The organism is Pseudomonas sp. NFX224 (assembly GCF_048565165.1).
Taxonomy (GTDB): Bacteria; Pseudomonadota; Gammaproteobacteria; order Pseudomonadales; family Pseudomonadaceae; genus Aquipseudomonas.
Genome location: NZ_CP183416.1, coordinates 6557877 through 6582669, shown reverse-complemented (window position 1 = coordinate 6582669; position 24793 = coordinate 6557877). Strand labels below are relative to the sequence as shown.

At 57.6% G+C, this 24793-nt stretch carries 19 protein-coding genes and 1 pseudogene; 4 read left to right on the top strand and 16 right to left on the bottom strand.

Annotated elements, in window-relative coordinates:
• Positions 1-106 precede the first annotated feature (106 nt).
• On the bottom strand, positions 107-298 hold the full coding sequence (locus tag ACNYC6_RS30115) for an antitoxin Xre/MbcA/ParS toxin-binding domain-containing protein (RefSeq protein WP_419710497.1): 192 nt from the start codon (positions 296-298) through the stop codon (positions 107-109).
• 249 nt (positions 299-547) lie between these two features.
• Here ACNYC6_RS30115 and ACNYC6_RS30110 point away from each other — a divergent pair, with 249 nt between their 5' ends.
• A complete protein-coding gene (locus ACNYC6_RS30110) occupies positions 548-796 on the top strand; it encodes a hypothetical protein (RefSeq protein WP_419710496.1) in 249 nt (82 codons plus the stop codon).
• Between the two features lie 11 nt (positions 797-807).
• Here ACNYC6_RS30110 and ACNYC6_RS30105 read toward each other — a convergent pair whose 3' ends face one another.
• Together ACNYC6_RS30105 and ACNYC6_RS30100 are read right to left on the bottom strand one after the other, a co-directional pair.
• Complete coding sequence (locus ACNYC6_RS30105) at positions 808-1230, bottom strand: hypothetical protein (protein WP_419710495.1); 423 nt, start codon at positions 1228-1230, stop codon at positions 808-810.
• An 18-nt stretch (positions 1231-1248) separates the two neighbouring features.
• On the bottom strand, positions 1249-1710 hold the full coding sequence (locus ACNYC6_RS30100) for a hypothetical protein (RefSeq protein WP_419710494.1): 462 nt from the start codon (positions 1708-1710) through the stop codon (positions 1249-1251).
• Between the two features lie 287 nt (positions 1711-1997).
• Between ACNYC6_RS30100 and ACNYC6_RS30095 the strand changes: the two genes are divergently transcribed.
• The 3 genes and pseudogenes from ACNYC6_RS30095 to ACNYC6_RS30085 all read left to right on the top strand — a co-directional run bounded on the left by ACNYC6_RS30095 (position 1998) and on the right by ACNYC6_RS30085 (position 4378).
• Positions 1998-3071, top strand: a complete 1074-nt coding sequence (locus ACNYC6_RS30095; protein ID WP_419710493.1) for an IS630 family transposase — start codon at positions 1998-2000, stop codon at positions 3069-3071.
• Positions 3072-3103: 32 nt separating this feature from the next.
• Positions 3104-3772 (top strand): annotated as a pseudogene (locus tag ACNYC6_RS30090) (5'-nucleotidase); the annotation flags it as partial.
• A 183-nt stretch (positions 3773-3955) separates the two neighbouring features.
• Positions 3956-4378 carry a nitroreductase family protein gene (locus ACNYC6_RS30085; RefSeq protein ID WP_419713042.1) on the top strand — a complete coding sequence of 141 codons (423 nt, stop codon included), beginning with the start codon at positions 3956-3958 and terminating at the stop codon, positions 4376-4378.
• A gap of 202 nt (positions 4379-4580) precedes the next feature.
• Here ACNYC6_RS30085 and ACNYC6_RS30080 read toward each other — a convergent pair whose 3' ends face one another.
• From ACNYC6_RS30080 to ACNYC6_RS30020, 13 genes are all read right to left on the bottom strand, one after another.
• Positions 4581-6098 (bottom strand): hypothetical protein, encoded by a 1518-nt coding sequence (locus tag ACNYC6_RS30080; RefSeq protein ID WP_419710492.1) that lies wholly within the window; start codon positions 6096-6098, stop codon positions 4581-4583.
• A 2555-nt stretch (positions 6099-8653) separates the two neighbouring features.
• Positions 8654-9796 carry an acyl-CoA dehydrogenase family protein gene (locus ACNYC6_RS30075; RefSeq protein ID WP_419710491.1) on the bottom strand — a complete coding sequence of 381 codons (1143 nt, stop codon included), beginning with the start codon at positions 9794-9796 and terminating at the stop codon, positions 8654-8656.
• A 10-nt stretch (positions 9797-9806) separates the two neighbouring features.
• Positions 9807-11000, bottom strand: coding sequence for an acyl-CoA dehydrogenase family protein (locus tag ACNYC6_RS30070; RefSeq protein ID WP_419710490.1), 1194 nt, complete (start codon positions 10998-11000; stop codon positions 9807-9809).
• Between the two features lie 103 nt (positions 11001-11103).
• The gene (locus tag ACNYC6_RS30065; RefSeq protein WP_247254938.1) at positions 11104-12189 is read right to left on the bottom strand and encodes a Zn-dependent alcohol dehydrogenase; all 1086 of its coding nucleotides are present in this window, start codon (positions 12187-12189) and stop codon (positions 11104-11106) included.
• Positions 12190-12217: 28 nt separating this feature from the next.
• Positions 12218-13570, bottom strand: a complete 1353-nt coding sequence (locus ACNYC6_RS30060; RefSeq protein WP_419710489.1) for a coniferyl aldehyde dehydrogenase — start codon at positions 13568-13570, stop codon at positions 12218-12220.
• 133 nt (positions 13571-13703) lie between these two features.
• Positions 13704-15860 carry a LuxR C-terminal-related transcriptional regulator gene (locus tag ACNYC6_RS30055; RefSeq protein ID WP_419710488.1) on the bottom strand — a complete coding sequence of 719 codons (2157 nt, stop codon included), beginning with the start codon at positions 15858-15860 and terminating at the stop codon, positions 13704-13706.
• 135 nt (positions 15861-15995) lie between these two features.
• Complete coding sequence (locus ACNYC6_RS30050) at positions 15996-17363, bottom strand: DUF1329 domain-containing protein (RefSeq protein WP_419710487.1); 1368 nt, start codon at positions 17361-17363, stop codon at positions 15996-15998.
• Between the two features lie 26 nt (positions 17364-17389).
• Positions 17390-19222 (bottom strand): DUF1302 domain-containing protein, encoded by a 1833-nt coding sequence (locus tag ACNYC6_RS30045; RefSeq protein ID WP_419710486.1) that lies wholly within the window; start codon positions 19220-19222, stop codon positions 17390-17392.
• Between the two features lie 168 nt (positions 19223-19390).
• A complete protein-coding gene (locus ACNYC6_RS30040; RefSeq protein WP_419710485.1) occupies positions 19391-20179 on the bottom strand; it encodes a crotonase/enoyl-CoA hydratase family protein in 789 nt (262 codons plus the stop codon).
• 11 nt (positions 20180-20190) lie between these two features.
• Entirely contained in the window at positions 20191-21192 is a 1002-nt protein-coding gene (locus tag ACNYC6_RS30035; RefSeq protein ID WP_419710484.1) for an acyl-CoA dehydrogenase family protein, read from the bottom strand.
• 22 nt (positions 21193-21214) lie between these two features.
• Positions 21215-22372 (bottom strand): acyl-CoA dehydrogenase family protein, encoded by a 1158-nt coding sequence (locus tag ACNYC6_RS30030; RefSeq protein WP_419710483.1) that lies wholly within the window; start codon positions 22370-22372, stop codon positions 21215-21217.
• Positions 22369-23577 carry a lipid-transfer protein gene (locus tag ACNYC6_RS30025; protein ID WP_419710482.1) on the bottom strand — a complete coding sequence of 403 codons (1209 nt, stop codon included), beginning with the start codon at positions 23575-23577 and terminating at the stop codon, positions 22369-22371. Before ACNYC6_RS30025 ends, ACNYC6_RS30030 begins: the two co-directional genes overlap by 4 nt.
• Before the next feature lie 31 nt (positions 23578-23608).
• The gene (locus ACNYC6_RS30020) at positions 23609-24748 is read right to left on the bottom strand and encodes an acyl-CoA dehydrogenase family protein (RefSeq protein ID WP_419713041.1); all 1140 of its coding nucleotides are present in this window, start codon (positions 24746-24748) and stop codon (positions 23609-23611) included.
• Between the last annotated feature and the right edge of the window lie 45 nt (positions 24749-24793).

Genomic DNA, 24793 nt, shown 5'->3' with positions numbered 1-24793 from the left:
GCGCCGGTCTGAACTCTTCGACATGTCGGAGCAGGGCTTCGGCATTGTTTGTGTTGAGATCAAAAACAATCATGTTGAGTTCGAGGCTTTGGAGGAGGGGCTCGCATTAGCAGACAAATCCGTGGCTGATTCTCTCAAGCTCAGCTTTTACGAGTTCGTAGCCCGCTTCAGTGAGAGCGACCCCCAATGGTGTGCTTCCATCGAAGGTGCTTTTCGGTTGGCTCAGCCAAACATCCGCTTTCGCTTTGTTGCCAAAAACTTGCTCGGCCTGGTGTTGAACCAACTCGACGTAATTCATTTTCTGACTCCCTTGAGACCCATTGTTGTTGGCCGAAAGCTCTCTGTTCTAGCGATTTTTTGTGCGATAGCAAGAGTATACCCGCGGTTGATGCATGCGTTGGCTGGGCTTCGCAGGTAACGTCAGAGTAGAACGGCGCGTCGATCCAAGGATTGCAGCTTTTGAACGCGGCTGGTGACGTGCATTTCCTGCAGGGGTTATTGTCGAGTCAGGAGAGGATCGGAGCCCTAGGTTCTAGGTAACCATCAAATGAAAAAATCAGGAAAAACGCTAGCAGAGCGCGAAGGGTTGCAATCAGTGATCGATAATGCGCGCAAATCAGCGGCGGCGGGTTATCCGGATTTTACCGCTGATGGCCCTGCGACCTTCGATGCGGATTTTATTATCCAAAAGGGAAGGGAGGGCATGAGCTTTGCGCAGGCGCTTGAGGCACTGGTTGCATTCAAGCGCAATCGGAGGTCATTAGATTTCAACCTGGCTTTATGGGCTTCTATCTGATGCCGATCCAGTTAATCTGGGCTGTTCATCCATTCTTCTACCTGTAACTCCCAACCCTTAGCGCAAAAATCAAGTGTTGGCCAATAGTTCTGGAACTTCCCATAGTCTAGTTTTAACGCCTCTGCCCTAGATTTTTTGTCGATAATGACCCAAGCGCAATACATTCGATCTGTCCAGGTTTCCGCAGAGAGCAACACATCTCCTATATCAAGTTTTCCTCCTAACCCGTACAGTCGCGAATTGAAAAACGCAATCGCAACGTGAGCATAGTTAGGTTGGCGGAGGGCAACTGCCTCGGCCATGTGATAGAGCAAGCCGATGCCTTGGAAAATCGAACGTGCGATCGACTCTTTTTTTTCTGTGGTGTGCTCTGTTTCTAGCACACGTCCAGTATTGGTTTGTAATAGACGAACATCGATGGAGGAGGTAGGCATGATCAGATCCTCATTTTATTAGCAGTTCGCTTCGGTGCATGCTTTTCTACGATTCCGGAGTGGAGATTTCCGCATAAAATCGTGAAATATCATGTTGAACGAGTCAAAGCCAGGCCAATAATTTTTATTTTCCTCGTCGTCATAGTCATACCCCAGTGCAAGTGCTTGGTCTTGATAGTTCAATAGCGGCCAAATAAGGTTGAAACGCTCCCGCCAGGTTTCAGCTCGCACAAGCGCACGCGCAGTCTCCCAGTCCAATGACGCCAGATTTATCAACGCATCGGAAACGTTGCTTTCATGGACAATTTCGTCCCACTCGTCTACGAGCGCCCGCATTTTGTCGAACACATATAATATCCATCCGATCGTTTGGAATTTGCACTCACGCACTGACTGCGGAACTTCACCTAAGTCATTAAAGATCACAAAAGCCATTTTGGTATTTTCTGAATGTTCAACGTGAATGGAATAAGACTCCATTGCATAACTCCTTTTTTATTGTTATATGAACAAGCTAGCATGGTAGATTTTTACTTTGCAAGAGACTTTCGATTGACAAGCATCAAGTGTTATATATACAAGCAAATACTTAAATCCTGCGCGTTAGCGAGAGGCTGCTTGAATGACGCAGATTGACTTAACCCTGGTAAACCTGATTTTTAGTTGAGTGATAAGAATGCCCTATGACCTAGTGTGCTGTTCGCGAAATATTTTTTCTAATTTTTCACCTACACTTCAGGTGTCATTCCTCCCTCGGAGAGTTTCAGGTGAGCGCACTGGACATTACGCTTAGCCCCGAAGAAAAGGCAGAACTGAACCGCCGCATTCGCTCCGCCACCATTCCCCAACGCGAAGGCCGCAGAGCACGCATTGTCCTGTTGGCAGCACAGGGTGAAACCCGAGAAGAGATTGCACGACTGACCGGGTTTTCTCTTCCCACAGTCACCACCTGGTGCCAACGTTTTCAGTTGCTTCGACTCGCCGGTTTGACTGATAAACCAGGTCGTGGACGCAAGTCACCTCTGCCTGCTGATACTGTCCGCCGCGTCTTGGAGCAGGTCACGAAACCCCGCATTGGAGAGCCACGCTGGAGCTGTCGGAGCATGGCGAGGGCTGCCGGTATCTCCTCGACTACCGTCCATAAGTTATGGGCTGCCAATGACTTGAAGCCTCACCTGACTCGCAACTTCAAGCTCTCTAACGACCCGCAGTTCGAACAGAAATTCTGGGATGTTATCGGCCTTTACCTAGCCCCGCCGGACAAGGCATTGGTGCTGTGTTGCGATGAAAAAAGCCAGGTTCAGGCCTTGGAGCGCACGCAGCCTGGATTACCTCTGGGCATAGGTCACATCCAGACAAAATCCCATGATTACACGCGCCACGGCACGGTTACATTATTCGCAGCGCTGGATTATCTACAGGGAAAACTGATCAGCAGCATCGAACGTCAACACCGGCATCAAGAGTGGTTGGCCTTCCTCAAGAAGATCAACAAGCAGACACCCAAGCATCTCCAGCTTCATCTGATCGTCGATAACTATGCGACGCACAAGCACGCCGCCGTGAAAGCCTGGTTGGCAAAGCACCCACGTTTCCATATGCACTTCACACCGACGTCCAGTTCGTGGATGAACATGGTCGAACGGTTTTTTCGAGACATTACGGTGTATCTACGAGACGGTAGTTTTGCCTCGGTGCGCGAACTGGAGGGCTCGATAACAACGTTCATGGCACTACGAAATGCTCAGCCGACCCGGTACGTTTGGAACGCAAAGGGAGAGGAGATATTGAGCAAAATCCAACGGGCTCGCGAGGCGCTTGAGACCGTGCAAATAGAGTAAGTTATTTCGAGAACAGCACACTAGAAAACCGTTTGGTAATAGGCGTGGCTTCCAGCGCGGTGTTTGACCTGGTGGCGTCGGATGCGGTGTTTCAGCGCCAGGGAGAGGAGGAGTACCGAAAGTTTCAGCAAGAAAACCTCCACGTACCGCTTCCTAAGGGGATAGCGTTTCCCTTCATCAAGCGTTTGCTGTCGGTGAATGACCTGAGTGTTGATTCTGAAGATCCGCTTGTAGAGGTGATTCTTCTTTCGCGAAATGATCCTGACACCGGGCTACGCGTACTGAAGACAATCGAGCACTACGGACTGGGGATGACTAGGGCAATTTTCATGCAAGGAAAATCACCTTACGAATACATACCAGCACTGAACATCGCTTTGTTTTTGTCTGGAGACAAAAAAGATGTGGAGGCTGCGATCAAGGCGGGTTATCCGGCTGGGCAGGTGCTCGACTCAAAGTTCGAAGACGACGAAGCTGACAAAACCCTGCGTATCGCATTCGACTTTGACGGCGTACTCGCCGGCGATGAATCCGAAACGATAATGCAGGCCTCTGGCCTGTCAGTGTTTCATGCCCATGAAGTGAAGAACGTCATGGAGCCGCATAACCCTGGGCCGTTGAAGGAGTTCATGGTGCGGATTTCCAAGATCCAATCGGTCGAGGAGAAGCACAAAAAGGAAAATCCGAAGTACGAGGGTAGGTGTGTCGCGAGGGGCATGATTTGGTAGTCTCGATCTTCTCTAGAGATATCACGTGAAGCAACCGCGCGGCCGAAACTGGCGGCCAGCTGCAGTGCGCCAGATATCACGCCGCTCAAGCGATAGAACGACACCCTCGATCAATTACTCGACCATCGAAGTGTTCGCGCCTTCACTGACCAGCCGCTGCCTGAAGGCACGATCGAGACGCTCGTCGCAGCCGCGCAGTCGGCTTCTACCTCCTCGAATCTGCAAGTTTTGGATGTCGTGGCTGTTCAGGCTGGCGAGCGCAAGAATCGGTTATCGGCCCTTGCAGGTAATCAGGCCTGCATTCGCCACGCGCCGCTGTTCGTCGTGTGGCTTGCTGACCTCTCCAGGGTTTCACGAATTGCACTTCCTTACCTGGAAAGCCTGTTGATGGGGACGATTGCCGCAGCCCTGGCCGCCCAGAATGCCGTGGTAGCACTTGAATCGCTCGGCCTCGGTAGTGTGTACATCGGTGCAATCCGCAACGACATCGAGGGCGTTGCCAAAGAGCTGGAATTGCCCCCAGGCCTATCCAGTATTCGGGCTATGCGCTTGGTTACCGACCGAATGAACGGCCGGTAAAGGTGAAGTCGAGATTGCCTCAGAGCGCTGTTCTTCATCACGAAACCTACTCGGCCGCCGGCGAGGAGGGCGTGTGCTCGCTGAATACGATGAGCGCCTGAGTGCGTTCTATCAGCGTGATGGCAGGGGCTGAGGAGGGGACTTATCCGGTCATCCACTACCGATGGACGTCTTGCACGACTCTTTTAGCTATCCTGCAGGCCTAGTCCAGCAGGCCAGAAAAAATATTAAGCTTGACCGATTCAATCACCAATAACGAATTATAAACGTTATCGCACCAGTCCATGATTCGGCCTGCCCGAATACCACTTTCTTTATCGCTGCCAGAGATTCGGAACGGAGTCCAATCCGGATTTGGCAGTACGCCCGGATCTCCGACGCCCAGCCTTGTCTGCGGATAATTACCAGTCCAGCTCGAAGGCGGTGCGAGACAAAACTCGTAAAACTCCCGAGCATCAAGCGGGGTCAACGAGTAGAAGCTTTTATGTTTGACACACACTGACCACAGTAGCAGTTTCTCAAGCGCCACCAGTTTTAACCGATCCGCACTACATGATCGGTATGCCCGAAGTATCTCTAAAGATTCCAGTGCTATCTTGCAGCAATTAGCTGGAAAACACCTTGATACATACGCTTGCCCCTGAGTCGTTGAAAAAAGGAGCACTTCTCTTTGTTGCATACCAAATAATGGAGGCGGGCGCTCCTGAGTAAGATAACCCGTGTCCAGATCCGCAGAATCTTGGTGATGGACGGCCCTACGTGCTTTCGAAACCTGCTTACGCTCCCAACTCAATCGGTACTGGCGCGAGCTTTCGCTTCCTGAGGGAGCGGGTGCAGGTGTATCAAGCTGACTGATACGAAAACCCACTGCTCGATCAAGTAGTTCGCTAGGAGAGCTTCCCAATCCGGGCATTTTGGGCAGTCTCCACATCAGTTTGTCGAGTAAGGCTTCCGTGAGTATTGGATCGCCATCGTCCGAGGAAGGTATGGAGCTCAAGCCCAGACCATTCCTGTATCTGATTATCGAGTCTATGAGGGCCTGGGGTATCGCGATGTTGTAGTCTCGCATATCACCTCGCATGGTGAAGTGCGGATCGCTGGAACCCATCGATGAAAAGCACGCCATTGAAAAGTGACTGCGCTCTGAGCGCCACTCTTTAAAGCTGAGGCGAAGGTGATAGCAGACCGAAAACACGAACAAACTACGCTCAGAAACCTTGCTCGCTGGCGTCAGGTTTGCGAGGTATTGAAGGTACTGTTGGGCTTGGGAGTCATCCTGGCCACTGAACGGCGCTCGCGGTGCTTTATAAAACTCGGAGCTCGATAGCCTGGGCTGTACACCCAAGTCCGAGCTTAAATACTTGAAGAATCGGTTAGTCACGTATCCACGTGCCGGATCTGCTATCGACTGTAAGAATGGCTTCCAGTCCTCGTTATGGCGTTCGGTACCTTTATCGATGACAAACCTTTCATTCCGGCCGCCAATCCAAGCCACCGGTGGCCGCGCGCAGAAGGAGCTGAATGCCCTGAGATCCGGTGCGGAAAATTCGCTCAGTGGCTTCCTTGCGATGCAAATCGCCCAGAGGACAAATTTTTCTAGGAAAACCACGATGCGAGATTTACTGCGTATAGAGGGAGGAAGGCTATCGGCATAGCGGCAAAAATGCTCGTAGGTTTCGACTGCACCTGTTTCGGCTGGGAACAAGGCCAGGTAGCCCAAGATCAGGGTCGCTTGGGATGTGGAGCGCTCATCGGCTTCTGCACGATGTGCGGTTTCACCACGGTTTGTGAGGATTGATCTCGGGAACACCTTTACGTCCTTGAAGGGGGCCGTTTGGAACGATGCACCGGCACCAATGTAGCTAAGTCAGCAGATTTGGCAATCCGGGAGGCCGAACGCATCGCGAGGCGCAATATTTTTCCGTTTTGGCTCCGACAGAGACGCCCAGACGCAGAAAATGCGCTTTTAAGAAAAGTAGGAATTTTAGTGGGTTAGGTGTGACAGAGATTGGAGTCGGAATATTTTTCCGTTTTAGTTTCGACATTTCAGGACGGGAAAAAACGAGGGATTGCGTCGGCCGAGCCTCTAAACGTTCCGTTTTGATACCGACAGTGGCCAGCCCACATCTCTGGTATCACATGAGCTGTCGGGAGCAACACGTTGAAGAGGGATCGTTTCCGGTGATGCGACAGAATTCCGCTTTGGTTTCAACGTTTACACATTTAATTTTCAAAACGTACAATTTTTTAGCTACTGGCCACACATCATGAACATTTCTAACATGGCATCTGGTTTAACATAATATACATTATGCGAACCGTTCTATACGGGTCTGGGGGGCTCTTGTCGTCGTCACTTAAAAATCAGAAAAGTCATCAGTTCTCAGAAGTAATCGTGTAAAAAAATGGGAAGTAATCGTGTAAATCGAGCCTTTCGCCTCACGTTCACGGATTTGCTTACAGGCCACTTGTCCGGCAATCATCAGCGCGCTGAAGGCTCTGGCGCAGCCTTTGTGACCGTCATTGTCCGTGATTTTACGTCATGAGCGGCGAATCCAGAAATGTCGCCCTTGATGAACGTGATTGCGCACCGTATGCGGATTCGCCTATTCGTTTGATTAAAGGAGCTTTTTGGGGACGAGTTCGCTCGTTTACGGCATTACTTACGCGGCAAGCCCATCCGAAAACACGTCGCTGTGTGAAATCTGAAGCGTTCAGCGTGGGTTGGTGCGCAGATTTCAAGGGCTGCCACACATGCAAAAGCGCCGCCGGATTTACTTGCAAATACTGACGGTTTGGCGGTGAACACCTTGCGTTTGAAGGCTTTCTAGCTTTCCTCCCGCCAAACACTCTGGAAACTCTCCTGAATCTGGCAGATTAAAAGCTCAGTAAAATGCCAATCCGGTACCGTTGTTAACCACAATTTTGACTTGTTAACTACGGTGGTTAACAAGTCAAAAAACAAGTTAACAGAGTAATTCTGACCCTGCGTGTTCGCCTTGATTTGCCTGGCGCGCCTGGTGTTCCAACGCTCTGTAATACTGTTCGAACTCCGGGATTTGCCGCTTGGTACGGATACGCTTATCGTCAGTCGTAACTTCCAGTTTTTGGCAACCCGCGAGATAAGGGGACTACATCAAAGCGCCCTGACACCACTGTCTGACGAGAGATATGTGCTATTGAAAGTGGTCTATCGCCTATGGCAACGTAACGACCTTTACGTGACATCATTTACTAGCTCAACTAAACGGCTATTTAGTTGAGTTAAGTTCAGTGTGATATTAACCGTACTTGACTGTTGGTTAGATGAAACAGCAGTGCCCTCTTCTTTTTCCTTGTAATAGCGTCCACTACGTGGGCCGCTTTACGCACAATGCTACTGTTTTGAGGGTTACGATTTTAACACGCGCTTCGCGCTTCGCCGATTATGTCGGTAAAGCACCCTCCTTCCAATACTTTGAGCACCGAGCGGTAAACGCCCACTGGTGTGGTTGACATAAACTGGAATGCCGGAAATCAGTCAACCTTGAATTCTTTCATGGCGCACGTTGAAAACTTTCTTACTGGGTGTCGTCACTTAAAAATCAAAAAATTCATCTTAAAAAATATTCTCGAGAATTCATGGACCTAGAAAGTCACGAAAATGATTCTTCGTGGCTTTAGCACATGAAGTAATCGGGGCTGCCCCACTCAGTACATTGGACTTAACTCATGCACTCCATCGATGAGTTCCATTTGACATTTTAGCTCTTCGCGGCCTCGCGTGAGCATGCCTGCCGTCGGAGCTCGCAGACCTCGGAAGAAATCGCATGAAATTGTCTTGGATTCGCGTGATCGTGCGCTGTATGTTTTTTGATAAGGCGTACTCTGATTTCATTATGATGATCCTCTGTAAGCCGACCCGATCTTTTTCGCTAATCCAAACACCTAGTAATGTCTCCCCTACCCTTACCTTGGGAAAGGTTAGGTGCTTCGTGTGGCAAGAGCCACACGAAGCGTGGACATTGAGTCGAAGTTCGTCAAAGATGCTTATTTGACGAATGGTATCAACTGCTCCAGAGCATTGGCCACAAGTAACGGCTGATCATAAAGGAAGTAATGGATTCCAATTCACACTTCAAGCCTAACAACTGTGGACCCTGCATAAGCTCTCTTAATACCGCTCTTCACAAGAACTGTTGGGCGAGCTTGGTGGAGAATGCAATGGGCAGTTGTAGCCGCTTAACTCATCGCAAGCAGTCTCGCCCATAGTATGCTCAAGCGGTACACAACGAGTCACGTCACCTGCATTAACTTCGCAAACGCCTGCAAATGGTGGTCGTCATCGCCAAACTGACGGCCCATCATTAACAGATGCTTGGCATGGTGCGACAGCACGTATTCCCAAGTCAGGCCGATTCCACCGTGCAACTGAATACCTTGGTCGGCGACAAAGCGGGCGGCGCGGCAGACAATGAACTTGGCGGCCGCGAGGATGCGGCTGCGCTCGTGACTGCCTTCCTGATCGGCCACACAGGCCGCGAGCAGTGTCATGGAGGTGGCCTGGTCCAGTTCCATGCGCATGTCCACTATGCGGTGTTGCAACACCTGGAACTTGCCGATGGGCTGGCCAAATTGCTGGCGGGTTTTCAGGTAGTCGAGGGTCAAGGCGCACACGGCTTCCATGCTGCCCACGGCTTCAGCGCATTGCGCCGCGATGCAGCGGCCCTGCTGGTAACGAAGCGCTGGCAGGGCCTGCCCCACTGAGCCCAGAACCGCGTCGCACTTGACGAACACTTCATCGAGGTACAGCTCACAGGCCTTGCGTCCGTCCATGGTTGCGAACGTACGGCGGCGCACGCCGCTGTGCTGTGGATCGATCAGAAACAGGCTGATGCCCTGCTCGTCACGCGAGCCATAACCAGTACGCGCCGAGACCAGAATCAGCCCGGCGCTCTGGCCACCGACGACCACCGACTTGCGACCGTTGAGCTTCCAGCCTCCCGCTACCGCTATGGCAGTGGTCTGCACGTCGTGCAACTGGTAATGACTCTGAGGCTCATCCACGGCGACCGCCATCTGCAAACGGGCGCTGCCCAGTTGCGCAAGCAGGGTTTGCTTCTGTGCTTCGGTGCCCAATTGACTGATCAGGCCACCGGCGAAAATCACCGAATGCAGATAAGGTTCCAGGCACAGGCCACGGCCCAGTTCGGTCATGACCAGCATGTTCTCCACGCCACTGCCACCAAACCCGCCGTACGCCTCGGCGAAGGGCACGGCGCAAAGGCCCAGGTCTCCCAGTTGCTGCATGAACTCGCGGCTGAAACCGGGCTCGCTCTGGCTGAATGCTTCGCGCTGTTCGAAACCGTAGATATCACGCACCAACCTGGCGGCAGTGTCTTGCAGCATCAGCTGCTCTTCTGTCAGTTTGAAATCCATGGTCGACCCCTTACAGTTCAAGAATCATTTTGGCGATGATGTTCTTCTGGATCTCGTTGGCCCCGCCGTAGATCGAGGCCTTGCGCGCATCCAGATACTGATAGGTGGCCGCGCTGCTGTAGTCGGTGTATAGCAACGCCTCGTTGCCGTAACCCAGCTCGTCCTCGATGAACGGCAAGGCGTACGGGCCCACGGCTTTGCTGATCAACCAGGTGATCGCCTGACGAATTTCGGTGCCCTTGATCTTCAGGAGCGAGCTCTCCGCGCCCGGTACGCCGCCATCGCGAACCGCCGCCAGGGTACGCAGGCTGCTCATTTCAGCGGCCATCAACTGCATCTCGACTTCGGCGATCTGTGCCCGGAACAGCGGATCGTCGATCAATGGCCGACCGTCGCGAACTTCCTGACTGGCGATGCGTTTGAGACGACCGAGCAGCGCCTTGTTCTGTGCGATCCCACCGATGCTGGTGCGCTCGTGAGTCAGCAAATACTTGGCGCAGGTCCACCCCTTGTTTTCCTCGCCGACCAGGTTGGCCACCGGCACCCGCACGTTGTCGAAGAACACTTCGTTGACTTCATGCTCGCCGTCGAGGGTGATGATCGGGCGCACGGTGATGCCTGGGGTCTTCATGTCCAGCAGCAGAAAGGAAATACCGCGCTGCTGCCGGGCATCCGGGTCGGTACGTACCAGACAGAACATCCAGTCGGCATAGTGCGCGTAGGTGGTCCAGGTCTTCTGTCCGTTGACCACATAGTGATCGCCCTCGCGTACGGCGCGGGTTTTCAATGACGACAAATCGGAGCCCGCGCCCGGTTCGGAGTAACCCTGGCACCACCAGTCTTCGCAGGTGAGGATGCGCGGTAGAAATCTTGCTTTCTGCTCGGCCGTGCCGAACTTGATGATGACCGGGGCGACCATCTTCAGCCCAAACGACACCACCTTCGGCGCTCCGGCGGCGAAGCACTCTTCATCGAAAATGTGCTTTTGCACGTCGCTCCAGCCCGTGCCACCGTATTCCACCGGCCAGCCAGGGGCCAGCCAGCCTTGGCGGTTGAGTGTCTGCATCCATTGCACTTGATGCTCTTTACTCAAGCGTTTGCCCTGGGAAATGCGCTTGGCGAATTCGGTTGGCAGGTGGTCGCGCAACCAGGCTCGGACGTCTTCGCGATAAGCGCGCTCGTCCGCTGTGAAATCAATATCCATCAATGAACTCCAAAAACCCTTGGTCAGGCACTTATTCGAATGCTGCGAAAAACCCCGCAGGAGCGTGATGGCTCCCACAGGGGTCAGAGGCAATTCAAAGGTTTCATTCGTCGAAAATGATCACCGAGCGCGCCAGCTCGCCACGACGCAGCTCATCGAACGCATCGTTGATCTGTTCCAGCTTGATGCGCTGGGAAATCATTTCGTCGAGCTTGAGCTTGCCGGCCATGTAGAAGTCCACCAGGCGCGGCATGTCCACCGGGAAGCGGTTGGAGCCCATCAACGAGCCCTGGATACGGCGTTCGTGCAGCAGTTGCAGCGGGTCCAGCTCGATTTTCAGGCCGGGCTTGAGCATGCCGATCACGGTGGCGGTGCCGCCGCGCGCCAACATGGCGAACGCTTGCTCGGCGGTCTGCTTGAGGCCGATGCATTCGAAGGCGTGGTGCACACCGCCACGGGTCAGTTCCATCACTTGTTTGGCGGCATCGCCATCCTTGCCGTTGATCAGGTCGGTGGCGCCGAACTGCCTGGCCAATTCCAGTTTGGAATCGAGCATGTCGATGGCGATGATCCGCCCTGCCCCGGCCAGTGCTGCGCCGTTGATGGCCGCCAGTCCGATACCGCCGCAGCCAATCACCGCCACGGTTTCGCCCGGACGCACCTTGGCGGTGTTGAATACCGCACCGGTGCCGGTCGTCACAGCGCAACCGAGCAGCGCCGCGCGGTCCAGCGGCATATCGCGACGAATCGCGACACAGGCGTTTTCGTGCACCAGCATCTGTTCGGCAAAGCCCGACAGGTTGACGAACTGAGGGATCGGCTTTTGCACGTAGGTCAGGCGCGATTCTTCGTCCTTGCCTCGCTTGGTTTCCGGCGACACGCAGCGCGCCAGATGGCCGGTCACGCAGTGATCGCAGTGGCCGCAGAACACCGTCAGGCAGGTGACCACATGATCGCCCGGCTTGACCGATCGCACTTCGGAACCGACCTGCTCGACCACACCGGCCGCTTCATGGCCCAGTACCAACGGCCCTGGATACGGGAACGAACCATCGATGACATGCAGGTCCGAATGGCAGACACCGACCGCTTTGGTGCGGATCAGCACTTCACGGGGGCCGGGTTTGCTGATGCCCACTTCTTCAATGACCAGCGGGGCTCCAACCTGGTGGAATACAGCAGCTTTCATGGCAGTTCTCTCAAAAATGAATGGGGGTTCAGGCCGGATTGGGCTCGTTGCGCAGCACAGCTTTGGCGTGGCTGAAGGTGCGGAAGCCATCGATGCCGTGATAGGCACCCATGCCGCTCTGGCCGACGCCGCCGAACGGCAGGCCTTCGGTGCTGGCATGGCTCAACACACCGTTGAGGGTTACGCCGCCAGAACAGGTGCGGGTCAGCACCTGGGCTTCTTCCGCTGCGTCTTTGCCGAAGTAATACAGGGCCAGCGGACGCGGCCGCGCGTTGATTTGGGCAATCACCTCGGCGATGGTGTCGTAAGGTTTGATCGGCAGCAGCGGGCCGAAAATCTCGTTCTGCATCACTTGCAGTTCGTTGCCAGGGTCGCGCAGCAGGGTCGGCACGATCTTGTTGAGCTTGCTGTCGCTGAAATCTTCTGCGGCCGCGTTCAATTCGATCAGCTCGACACCGGCCTCGCGCGCTTCGCTCAGGTAGCCCAGCAAGCGTTCGTAATGACGGCTGTTAATGATCGAGGTGTAGTCAGGATTGTCCTTGAGGGTCGGCAAGAAGCCGGCGACCACCGCTTTGGCGATGGCGATGAAGGTATCGACCGACTCCCGCGGCACGAACACGTAGTCCGGCGCGACGCACAGTTGGCCGGCGTTGAGCAGCTTGCCGACGACGGTCTTCGCCACCGCATCCTTGAAGTCCGCGGTGCGGGAAATGATGGTCGGCGACTTGCCGCCCAGTTCCAGGGTCACCGGCACCAGGTTTTCCGCCGCCGCGCGCAACACGTGCTTGCCGATGCTGGTAGCGCCCGTGAACAGCAGATGATCGAACGGCTGGCCGCAAAACGCCTGCCCGACGTCCGCACCGCCCAGCACCACCGCCACTTCGTCTTCGGCGTAGACCGAGCGGATCAGCCGCGCGATCAGGGCCGAGGTATGCGGGGTGAATTCCGAGGGTTTAATCATCACCCGGTTGCCGGCGGCCAAGGCGCCGGCGAGGCCGCTGAACACCATGTAGCCGGGGACGTTCCAGGCCGTCACGATACCGACCACACCGAGCGGCTGGTACTGAACCCAGGCTTCACCAGCCCTGGCCTGACGTTTTTCCGGGCGCATCCACTCGACCAGTTCGGCCTTGGTCTGCTTGAGGGTGGCCAGTGGCGAGAGCACTTCACTGCCCTTGGAGAACCCCGGGCTGCGATGGCCGAAGTCCGCCGTCAGGGCGTCGATGATTTCCTGTTCGTGGTTGACCAGCAGGCTGATCGCCCGATCGAGCAGCTCACCGCGTTGCTCGGCGGTCCAGGGCTCATTGGCCAGGAAGGCCGCCCGCTGTTTTTCCAGAACCGTGCGGATGTCCGTGCTCGTCCAACTCTCGATGGCGCTCATCTATACCTCTCTTGTTGTTATCTGGACGCCACCGCGATTGCGCAGCTTTGCGTCGGGGTTGTCTGCATGGTTGATCATCGGTCGCGCCGCGCCGCCACCCGGATCAGGTGGGTGGCGTATTCAGCCGATCGGTTCAGGCCAGGATGCCCATCGCCTTGGCACTGTTGATGGCCTGGGTTCGACGGCAGGCGCCGAGCTTGACGTTGATGTTCTTGGCGTGGGTCTTGACGGTATTGACCGAAATGAACAGGCGATGGCCGACTTCGCGCACCGACAAGCCTTCGGCCAGCAACTTGAGTACCGACACTTCGCGGGGCGTCAGGCCGTCCTGGTAATCCGGCACGCCGCTGACATGCGCCACCGGGGATTTGTCGCTGTCGGCCTCGAATTCCCGGGACAAGTTGCGGGCTTTTTGCAGGGCGATCGGACGCTGGTAACACGCTCGGTCGATCTTGCCCCAGTGCATGCGCCGCTCGGCTTCGTGCAGCAGCAGATGCGCCTGCTCAGCCTCATCCTTGCGCGAAGCCATCTCGGACAACAGCAAATAGGCGTTGAGCACGAACGGCGCACAGCAGTCGCGTACTTGGAAAAGCCCGTCCTGCACCACTTGCCGGGCTTTTTCGAGGTGACCTTGCTGCAACAGCAACTCGCCTTGCAGGAACATCAAGCGACCGAGCAGTGGATAAGGTTGGGTCCTGCTGCCCGTCAGTTGCGCAAGCTCGGTGCGCAACAGCGATTGGGCCAATCCCGACTGTCCTTGAAGCAGCATCAAACGCACCCGGTCAGTGTTCACCAGCACCTCGGCCTCCCGACTGCCCTGGCGCCGCGCCAGCTCCAGGGAATGCTCCAGCAATACCTGGGCTTCGTTCAGCTCGCCGGTGTTCATGGCGATGCGCGCCAGGGTGCAGTGGCACAGCAGCACCGACAGCCAGTCTTGTGCGGTGAGGTAACGCAGGGCGGCATGGCAATGCAGGCGCGCCTGTTCGGCGTGGCCGCGCAACGCCTGCAAAGTCCCATACAACGCCTGCCAGTTCGCCAACAAACGCTGACTGCGGTGGGGATCGGGCAGTGGCAGAAAATGCCCGAGCCGTTGCAGGCATTTCTCGGCTTCATCCAGACGGCCACTGAACAGCAACGCCTTGGCGCACAAATAGATCAACCGCGAACTGCTCTGGAGCAATTGCGGTTCGATGCGTTCGCGCCAGTCCATGAAGCGGTCCAGATGGCGCTCGCTCAGGATCCAGCTCAGCCACAACCGCTCCATGTAGTTTGCGGCCACCTCTGGCTGATCGGCACTGAGCGCCTGCTCGACCGCATCGTCGACTTGCCCCAAAACACTGAGCAACTGGCAGGCGCGCAAGCGCAGGCGATTCAACGGCGCGCCACTCAACCGCTGTTGCAGCGACTGCGCCACGGCGGGCAACAAGCGAAACCAGCCGGGCTGATGGTCGATCGGAACGAGAAACGCCTGGGCGTCGAGCAGGCTCTTGAACACCCGGGCGCCCTGCTGCTCTTCCCAGAGTTGCTCGCAGAGGTCGACGCTGGCCTTGGACAAATGGGCCAGGCCGAAGAGGACCTCACACTGTTTTTCGCTCAGGCGCGACAGCAGCTCACGTTCAAGGTAGGGTCCGAGCAATGCCGTGGGCAGCAGACGAACCCCGGCGCACCAGCCGCCTGTTTGATGCCACAGGGTTTCCCGCGTGGCGGTATCGGCGGTCGGCGCCAGCCGATTGAGCAGCGACTCGAATTCATCAGGGCGCAGGGCCAGTTGACTGGCATCGAGCTCCAGCAAATCGCCTCTGAGCATCTGCTGCGGCAGGTTCCATTCGGGGCGCTGGCGGCAGGTGACCAGCACTTGCAATTGCGGGTTGTCGAGGGACAGGAGCTGGTCGAACCAGTGGTTCAGATCCTTTGGCATTTGCGACGGCAGATCATCGAAGACCAATCGAAGTGGCGAGATCGCTGATAATCTATTGCCTGAAAGGGACTCTTCGCTGGCAAGGCAGCTCCTACAGGTGTCCGCGAGGCCTTGTAGGAGCTGGCTTGCCAGCGAAGGCGATGGATCAGTCGCCACCCACCCCAGAGCATCAGCGAGCTTCAAGCCCAAGGATTCCAACGTCTGCGCTTGTCCGCCAAGACTCAACCAGACCACCCGCCCGGGCGCAGCCACGTCGCGCAAATACTCGCGCAACAACGCTGTTTTTCCATAACCGGCAGGGGCGCAAAGCAGTTGCAAGCGGCGCTGCTCGCGCTTGAGTACGTCGCACAAATGCGGCCGTGGCACAAACATGGCGGACCTCGTTGATGGTGTGTGGATGCCATCATTGGGCGAGACCGTCGCAAGCGCGCCACCCGCATCAGGTGGTAGCCGACGGAACGCACAACGCCCTGCGAACAGGGCGTTGGGTCAAGCGAGGACAAAGGCTCAGCGGATGCCGGCGTTACGCAGCGCCGATGGCGTGAAGTCGGTCATCTTCGCGGTCATGCCATAGGTGGTCGCATGCTTGGACTGGTTGGTCATCGCCAGCACGTTGTAGCGACCAGCGATCAAGTCGTAGATGCCGAGCATGGCGAAGTTGGAGGCGCCGCGCTCGTAGTCGTTGAGCGCATAACCTTCCGCGACCCGCCACAGCTGGCCACGGCCATCGTAGTGATCGACTTCGGCCAGCTGCCAGGTGTCTTCGTCGAAGTACATGTCACGCTTGGCATACACATGACGCTGGCCCGGCTTCAAGGTCGCCTCCACGTGCCACACGCGGTGCAATTCATAACGGGTCAGGTCCTGGTTGATATGCCCCGGCTTGATGATGTCGTCGTACTTGAGCTTCGGCGATTGCAACCGATAGTTGTTGTACGGGATCAACAGCTCCTTTTTGCCGACCAGTTTCCAGTCATAGCGATCCGGCGCGCCGTTCATCATGTCGGTGTTGTCGGCGGTCCGCATGCCGTCGGAACCGTTGCCCGGGCCGTCGTAAGCCACTTGCGGTGCACGGCGTACGCGGCGTTGACCGGCGTTGTAGACCCACGCCAGGCGCGGCTCCTTGACCTGGTCGATGGTCTCGTGGATCAGGATCACACTGCCGGCCATGCGCGAAGGCGCGGTGATTTCCTGTTTGTAGTAGTACAGAACGTTGTCGCCCTGCCCGGCCTCGACGCCTTCCATCAGCTGCGGGAACGCCAGCTTGTCGTCGTACTCGACGATGGAGTACGAGCCGTTGGTCTGCGGTGCAGCCTGGGCGGCCTGGCGCTCCATGTTGCCGCCGCGATAACGGTTGGTGTGGTTCCAGTAAACCTCGACGCCGTTCTTCGGAATCGGGAACGGGTAGTAGCGTGTTTGCGCGAAGTTCAGCAGGCCATTGCCGTCAGGGGTCAGTTCGGTGGTCACCGCACTTTTCTTGGCGATGTCATAGATATTCTGTGGCGAAGCCGCCGTGCGCTGGGTCTTGTACACCGGGATCTTGTAGCTGTCCGGGTAGCGTTTGAACATCGCCAGCTGGCCCGGTGTCAGCTTGTCCTTGTACTGTTCGGCATTGGCCGCGGTGATCACGACCTGTGGCTTCTCGCCGGCGAACGGATCGCCCAGGAAGCCATTGTCGAGCGGTGCCGCACCGGGCTTCAGACCACCGGTCCAGGCGGGAATGCTGCCGTTGGCATTGCCTTCTTTCTGAGCGCCCAGGGGCGTCAGCGTAGTGCCCAACTGAGCAGCCTCCTGGGGAGTGACGGCGGCCATGACGCTACTGGCCAGCAACGACAGGCTCAGTGCGCCAGCGCGCAGAATAATACGTGCGTTCATGTTCAGGATCCTCTGGCAACGTTGCATCAGAAATTCACGCCGAAGCTGAGCGCGACGTAGTCGCGGTCGACGTTGGTGTTGAAATCGCCACCGAAGTAATTGGTGTAACTCAGGCTGGCGGTGTAGGTATTCTGGTAATCGGCGTCGACACCCAGGCTGACGGCTTTTGAGCCTTCATCGAAGTTCGGGCCATAACCCTCGACGTCATGGGACCAGGCGATGTTGGGCGACAGGTTGATGCCGGCGAACACGTTCTGGTAATCCAGCTTGCCGCGCAGGCGATAGCCCCAGCTGTTACTGGTGTAGAAACCATCGTCGTTGCATTCCTGCGCCGGGTTGCTCGCCGTCGGCGTGCCCGGGGCGGTACCGCGACAGGTGGCTGCACCGGCAACACCCGGCAATTCACCGGAGCCAAACGCAGGGCTGCGACCGAAGCGCAGGTCCGAGCCATCTGTCTTGCCCAGGCCACTGATGTGGTTGTAACCGACTTCGCCCACCAGCGTCAGGCGGCTGGCGCCGAGCACCTGATCGAAGAACTGGGTGGCGGTCACTTGCGCCTGGGTCACCGGCATACGTTTGTAGCCATTGACCTCGGCGCCCAGGTTGCGCCCGGCGAAGCCGGTGGTGATCAGCGGTGAGGTCGCGCCGAAGGTCGCGGCGGACAACAGGTCAGCCGTGTTCAACTGCAGCGGCATGTTCGGTCGGTAACTGACTTCGCCACCCAGTGCCACGCCTTCGACGTTGGTCTGGAAGCTCAGGCCGTACAGGCGAATGTCTTCCGGATAATCGATGAAGTAACGGGCACTTCGCGCTGAGGCCAAGCCACCGGCCGGGTTGCTCATCTGGGTGATGCTCAGGTAGGGGTTGCGGCTGTGATAGTTCATCGCGTAGGCGCCGAACTCAGTGTCGTTGGCCTCCGGCACATACCAGCGCAAAGCCAGGCCATATTGTCCGCTGTTGCGTGCATCGTTGTCGTTCAGGCGCGGGATGAATGCGTCATCGGTACCGGCTGCGATGGCGGCCAGACTGCCTGTGTTTTTCGCTGCACCGGGCGGCAGGTCCTGACCGGCGATCACCAGACGGTCATCACAACCTTGTGCCACACCATCGCTGCCGAAGAACGTGCCACAGTTGTCGACGACCGATTTATCCCACTGCAGCTGATAAAAACCTTCCGCCGTGATGTTGTCCGCCAGGCCCTGGGACACATAGAGCAAGTTGACCGGAATCAGGCCTTCCTTCACTTCCGCGCCAGGACGACGTAAGGCGGCGACGTCAACCGGGTTGATGCTGTTGATCGAGTTGCCGATGAACGTACTCTCGCCCCAGCTCACCACTTGCTTGCCTAGGCGCACGTTGCCGACCTGATCGCCGATGGTGTAGTTGTGGTACACGAAGCTATCGAGGAACATCGCCCCGGACGATCTCGCCGCGCGATCACGACCGCTGTCATTGATGTCGTAGAACGGACGGCTCTCGTCCATCAACTCGAAGTCATACCAATACTTGCCGCGCACGAAGGCACCACTGTCGCCGTATTTGAGCTCCAGGTCATGCACACCCTTGAAGATCTTCGAGAAGGTTTCACCTTTCTTGAAGTTCAAACGGTTGTCATCGGTGGTGCGCGAGGCGGACTCGCCTCCGGTTACGCCCTGGGAGTTGAAGTTGGAAATGAACTGTTTGTCCGGGTTTGCCGCGGACCAACTGGCACCGATCGACAGCGACGAATCAAACTTCCCTTCAATTTCCCCGATATTGAAATCGACAGCGTGAGCTTGATGGCTCGCGCAAGTGGCAACGACTACAGCTACGGCCAGCAGACTTGGCTGGAAGACTCCGCGCATTGTTGTTTTTGTCATGCGGTTTCCCCGGTTAAGGATGATGTGTTGAGAGCCCCATGCTAGCGAGGCTCCCGGGATGCCCTCACACCCGAATGGGTGATTTGCAGGGCGCGTTTTTTGCGGTTTTTCTAGCGGTGTAACGACCCTGTTCGAGAGGCGCTCAGCGAGCGTTACGCGCGGTGACACTTACCCTGTGAAAGTCGCGGGTCGCTTCTCGATGAACGCCGCCACGGCTTCACGGTGATCCGAGGTTTGGTGCGACAGCACCTGGAAGGTCGCGGACATTTCCAGCAGCGTGTCGAGGCGTGTGTGCAAGGCTTCGCGCAACAGGCGCTTGGCCAGGCGCACGGCATGGGGCGGATTGGCAGCAATGGCCGCGGCGATTTCCCGGGCACTGTCCAGCAGCTGTTCGGCCGGTACGACGCGGGACACCAGGTTCCATTGTTCGGCCTGGCGGGCGTCGATCATTTGTCCGGTCAGGGTCAATTCGGTTGCTCGCGACAAACCGATGATGCGCGGTAACAACCACGCCCCACCGTCGCCGGGAATGATCCCCAACTTGACAAAGCTTTCGGCAAACTTCGCCTGCTCGGACGCCACACGGATATCGCACATGCAGGCCAGGTCGAGACCTGCGCCGATGGCAGCGCCATTGACCGCCGCGATAACCGGCACTTCCAGGTTGAACAGCGCCAGTGGCAACCGCTGGATGCCAGTGCGGTATTCCTGACGCAACTCCATGCCCGACATTTGCGCGTAGCGGTCCATGTCGCGCACGTTGCCACCGGAACAGAAGGCGCTGCCGGCACCAGTGATGATGACGACGCGAACACTGCTGTCGCGCTCGATCCGCTCGATGGCTTCGAGGAACTCGGGAACAGCGCTGTTACCGGTCAACGGGTTGCGCCGCTCGGGATCGTTCATCGTCAGCGTGACGACATGCCCCTCTTGTTCATACTTCAAAAAATGGCTCATGGGTGGAGTCCTCAAGCGGGTTGTGACTGGATGACGTTGCGCACGAATTGACTGGCGCCGACCTGTGGCTGCGCCAACAGCGCCTGGCCGACAAGACCGTTCCAGTGAGCTTCCGAACCTTCGCTGACGCGCCACTCGTGCAAGCGGCGGGTGAACAGCTGCAGATCCAGTTCCTCGGTCACGCCGATGGCGCCGAACAGTGCGTGAGCCGTGGCGGTGACTGGCGGCACCGCCATGCTGGTGCGGGCCTTGGCGATGGCTGTGGCAATTGCATTGGGAACCGAACGATTGCCGGTGAAAGCCAACTCGGCAGCGATACGGGAAGCCGCCACCTGCTCGGCCATCACGCTGAGCTGATGCTGCACCGCCTGAAACTTGCCAATGGCCTTGCCGAACTGAACCCGGTCATTGCAGTACTCGAGCGTCATGTCGAGCGCCCTCTCCATCGCCCCGGCAATGGCCGCGGCATGAATGGCAGCGCTGAACTGACGAACCTCGGCACCGTTGCCGCCCAGCGAGATACCGTCGGCATCCTGCGGCCAATACAGCGTGGCGCACTGGCTGCCATGAACGCCGCTACAAACGCGTCGCGCCTGACTGCAATCGAGCAACCGCAGTTCGCCGCCCAGATTCACCAGCGCGAAGTCGGCCAGTGCGCCATAAGCCATACGCGGGGCGGACACACTGCCATCGGCCTCGCGATGAGCGGTGCCGGCAAGGGTCAGCATGCCGCTCGGTGGCGCCTGCGGGCAGTCACGCATCAACGCCCGGGCAGCAATGCTCTGGGCGACCGGAAGCGGCAGGGCATAACGTCCAAAGGCGAGGAAAATCGGGAACACCGCTGCCAGCGACAGCCCCGCTCCGCCGGCCACTTCCGGCGTCAACAGCTCCAGAAAACCTCCGTCCTCCAGCTCACGCCACAAGGCGGTGGCGCGGTCACCGTTTTCAACCGCGCGGACCTGTGCCGGTGTGCACAAGTCGGTCAATATTTTCTCTATGGCTTCAGTGAACATGACGATGTTTTCCTATTCGATATCAACGCAGGCCCAGGCCACGGGCGATCATGCCGCGCAGGATTTCCCGGGTGCCGCCGCGTAACGAGAAGGTCGGTGCGACCTGATTCAGGTAGGCGACGGTGCGGTACAACTCCTCGTCGATAGGCGCCTCCGGATCAGCGCTGATCGATGCGGCAATCGCCGCAGGAATCGCTTGTTCGAATTCAGTGCCGATGTCCTTGACCAACGCTGCTTCCACCACCGGGCTTTCGCCCTGGGCGAGCAAGGCTGTCAGCGCCAGCGACAGGTTGCGCAGGCTGGTCAGTTGCGTGATGAAACTGCCAAGCAATACCGTTTCGGTGGCGCTTGCACCGTTGCGACGCAGGGTGTCAGCCCACAGATCAAGCAGCACCACACTGGAGTAGAAGCGCTCAGGCCCGCTGCGCTCGAAGGCCAGTTCGGCGTTGACTTGTTTCCAGCCGCTGCCCTCCTCGCCCACCAAGGCGTCTTCGCTGAGCAGCACATCGTCGAATGCCACCTCGGAGAAATGCGCATCACCGGCGAGGTCGACAATCGGGCGAATGCTGATACCTGGCTGCTTGAGATCGATGATGAATTGCGACAGTCCGTTCTGGCGGTCTTCGGGCGCACCGCTGGTACGCACCAGGGCGATCATGTAGTTGGCATGGTGTGCGTTGGTGGTCCAGATCTTGCGCCCGCTCAGGCGCCATCCACCTTCGCAACGGGTGGCACGACTGCGCACGCTGGCCAGGTCGGAGCCCGAATTGGGCTCGCTCATGCCAATACAGAAGAACGCCTGGCCTGCGCAGATACGCGGCAGGTAGAAATCTTTCTGTGCATCGCTGCCAAATTTCAGGATCAGCGGCCCGCTCTGGCGATCCGCGATCCAGTGCGCGGCGACCGGGGCACCGGCCGAGAGCAATTCCTCGACCAGTACAAAGCGGCTGAACGCATCCAGCCCGGCACCGCCATAGGCTTGCGGCAAGGTCAGGCCGACCCAGCCACGCCGGGCCAGTTCGCGGCTGAATGCGGCGTCGAATCCGGTCCAGCTGCGCGCCCGCACATCGGCCGCAACCCGTGGCAGATGCGCTGCCAGAAAGGTTTTGACCTCGCTGCGAAAGGCTTCCGCGTATTCCGGTAGCGTGGTCAAACGAAAGGCGTCGAGCAGGTTGCTCACTGGCCACCTCCGTCGACTTTGCCGTAGAGCGTCACCACACACGCGCCGCCCAGGCCCAGATTGTGCGCCATCGCCAGGCGTGCGCCTTCGACCTGGCGCTGATCGGCGTTGCCCCGCAGTTGCTGGGTCAGCTCATAGCACTGCGCCAGACCGGTAGCACCCAGCGGATGCCCCTTCGACAGCAGGCCACCGGACGGGTTGATGACGATTTGCCCGCCGTAGGTGTTGTCACCGTCCATGACGAATTTTTCCGCGCCGCCTTCAGGGCAGAAGCCCAGCGACTCGTAGCAGATCACTTCGTTCTGGGCGAAACAGTCGTGCAGTTCGCAGACGTCAATGTCTTGCGGGCCGACACCGGCCTTCTCGTAGACCTGGCCGACGGCCGCGTGGGTCATGTGCGTGCCGACCCAATCGAGCATCGATGGCTTTTCGAAGTTGAAGGACTCAGGGGTGTCGGTGGTCATTGCCTGGGCAACGATTTCCACGTCACGGCGCAGGCCATGCTTTTTGGCAAAACGCTCGGAAACCAGGATCGCCGCGGCACCACCGCAGGTTGGCGGGCAAGCCATCAGGCGGGTCATGACGCCCGGCAGAATCACCGGGTCGTTCATCACGTCTTCGACGCTGAGCACCTTGCGAAACAAGGCGAGTGGGTTGTTAGCTGCATGACGGCTGGCCTTGGCGCGCACGGCGGCGAAGGTTTCCATTTTCATGCCGTATTTCTGGATGTACTCGCGCCCGGCACCACCAAAGGTACGGATAGCCTGGGCCATGCCGTCCATATCGGCGGTGAGCCCACGCAGGATCGGCAGGAAACGCTCGCGGGTAGGTGGACGGTCATCCCAATGGGATTTCAGCGCACCGGCCTGCATTTGTTCAAAACCCACCGCCAGGACGCAGTCGACCGAACCGGATTCGATGGCCTTGCGCGCCAGGTACAGCGCGGTGGAACCGGTGGAGCAGTTGTTGTTGACGTTGACCACCGGAATCCCGGTCATGCCCACTTCGTACAACACGGTCTGGCCGCACGTGGAATCGCCATAGACATAACCGGCGTACGCCTCTTGCACCAGCTTGTAATCGATACCCGCATCGGCCAGGGCGCGACGCACCGCTTCGGCGCCCATCTGCACGTAGGTCGGGCTCTCGCTCGGCTTGCGGAACGGGATCATGCCGACACCGGCTACCAGTACTTTTTCGCTCATGCTGTCACCTGAAAAAATGAGGGGGAAAGGATCACAACTGGCGCGCGATCAGTTCGCGCAGCACTTCGCTGGTGCCACCGAAGACGCGGGTCACGCGCATGTCGACGAAGGCGCGGGCGATCGGGTACTCCATCATGTAGCCGTAGCCGCCGTGCAGCTGGACCATGTCGTCGATGCACTTGCACAGGGTTTCGGTGGCGTAGAGCTTGGCGATGGCCGACTCCTGAACCGTCAGGCGACGACGCATGTGCTCGCCGATGTAGTGGTCGATGGTCAGGCGCACGGCCGTGGCCTGGGCCTTGATGTCGGCCAGCTTGAATTTGGTATTCTGGAAGTCCCAGACGGTCTGGTTGAACGCCTTGCGGTCTTTCACGTACTCGACGGTCTGCTCCAGCAGGCGTTCGAGTTTGGCGGCGCAGTACAGCGCGATCACCAGGCGCTCCTGCGGCAGCTCTTCCATCAGGTGCATGAAGCCTTTGTTTTCTTCACCGAGCAGGTTGCCCACCGGCACGCGCACATCGTCGAAGAACAGCTCGGCGGTGTCGGCGGCGTGCTGGCCGACCTTTTCCAACTTGCGTCCGCGGCGGAAACCCTCACGGTCGCACTCGACCATGATCAGGCTGCAGCCCTTGGCACCGGCACTCGGGTCGGTCTTGCAGACAACCACCACCATGTCGCAGGTCAGGCCGTTGCTGATGAAGGTCTTGCTGCCGTTGATCACCCACTCGTCACCGTCACGCACAGCCGTGGTGCGGATCGCCTTGAGGTCCGAACCGGTGCCAGGCTCGGTCATCGCGACGGCCAGTACGGTTTCGCCGGTGCAGATTTTCGGCAACCATTTGTGCTTTTGCTCTTCGGTGCCCAGACGCACGATGTACGGCGCGACGATGTCGGAGTGTACGCCTAGGCTCCAGCCCGAAACGCCGGCGCGGTACAGCTCTTCGATCAACACCGCCGAATGCCCGAAGTCACCGCCACCGCCGCCATACTCGGTCGGTACGGTGAGGCACAGCAGGTTATGGCGACCGGCCTTGAGCCAGGTTTCCCGGTCAACCTGGCCAGCGGCGTCCCACTGCGCCTGCTTGGGCAGGCATTCACGCTCGAAGAAACGCCGCGCGGATTCACGCAGCATTTCGTGGTCTTCACGGTAGACAGTACGGTTGATGTGCATCGGGATCTCCAGTGGGTGGCCAGGCATGGCTTGCGCCTGGTTCGT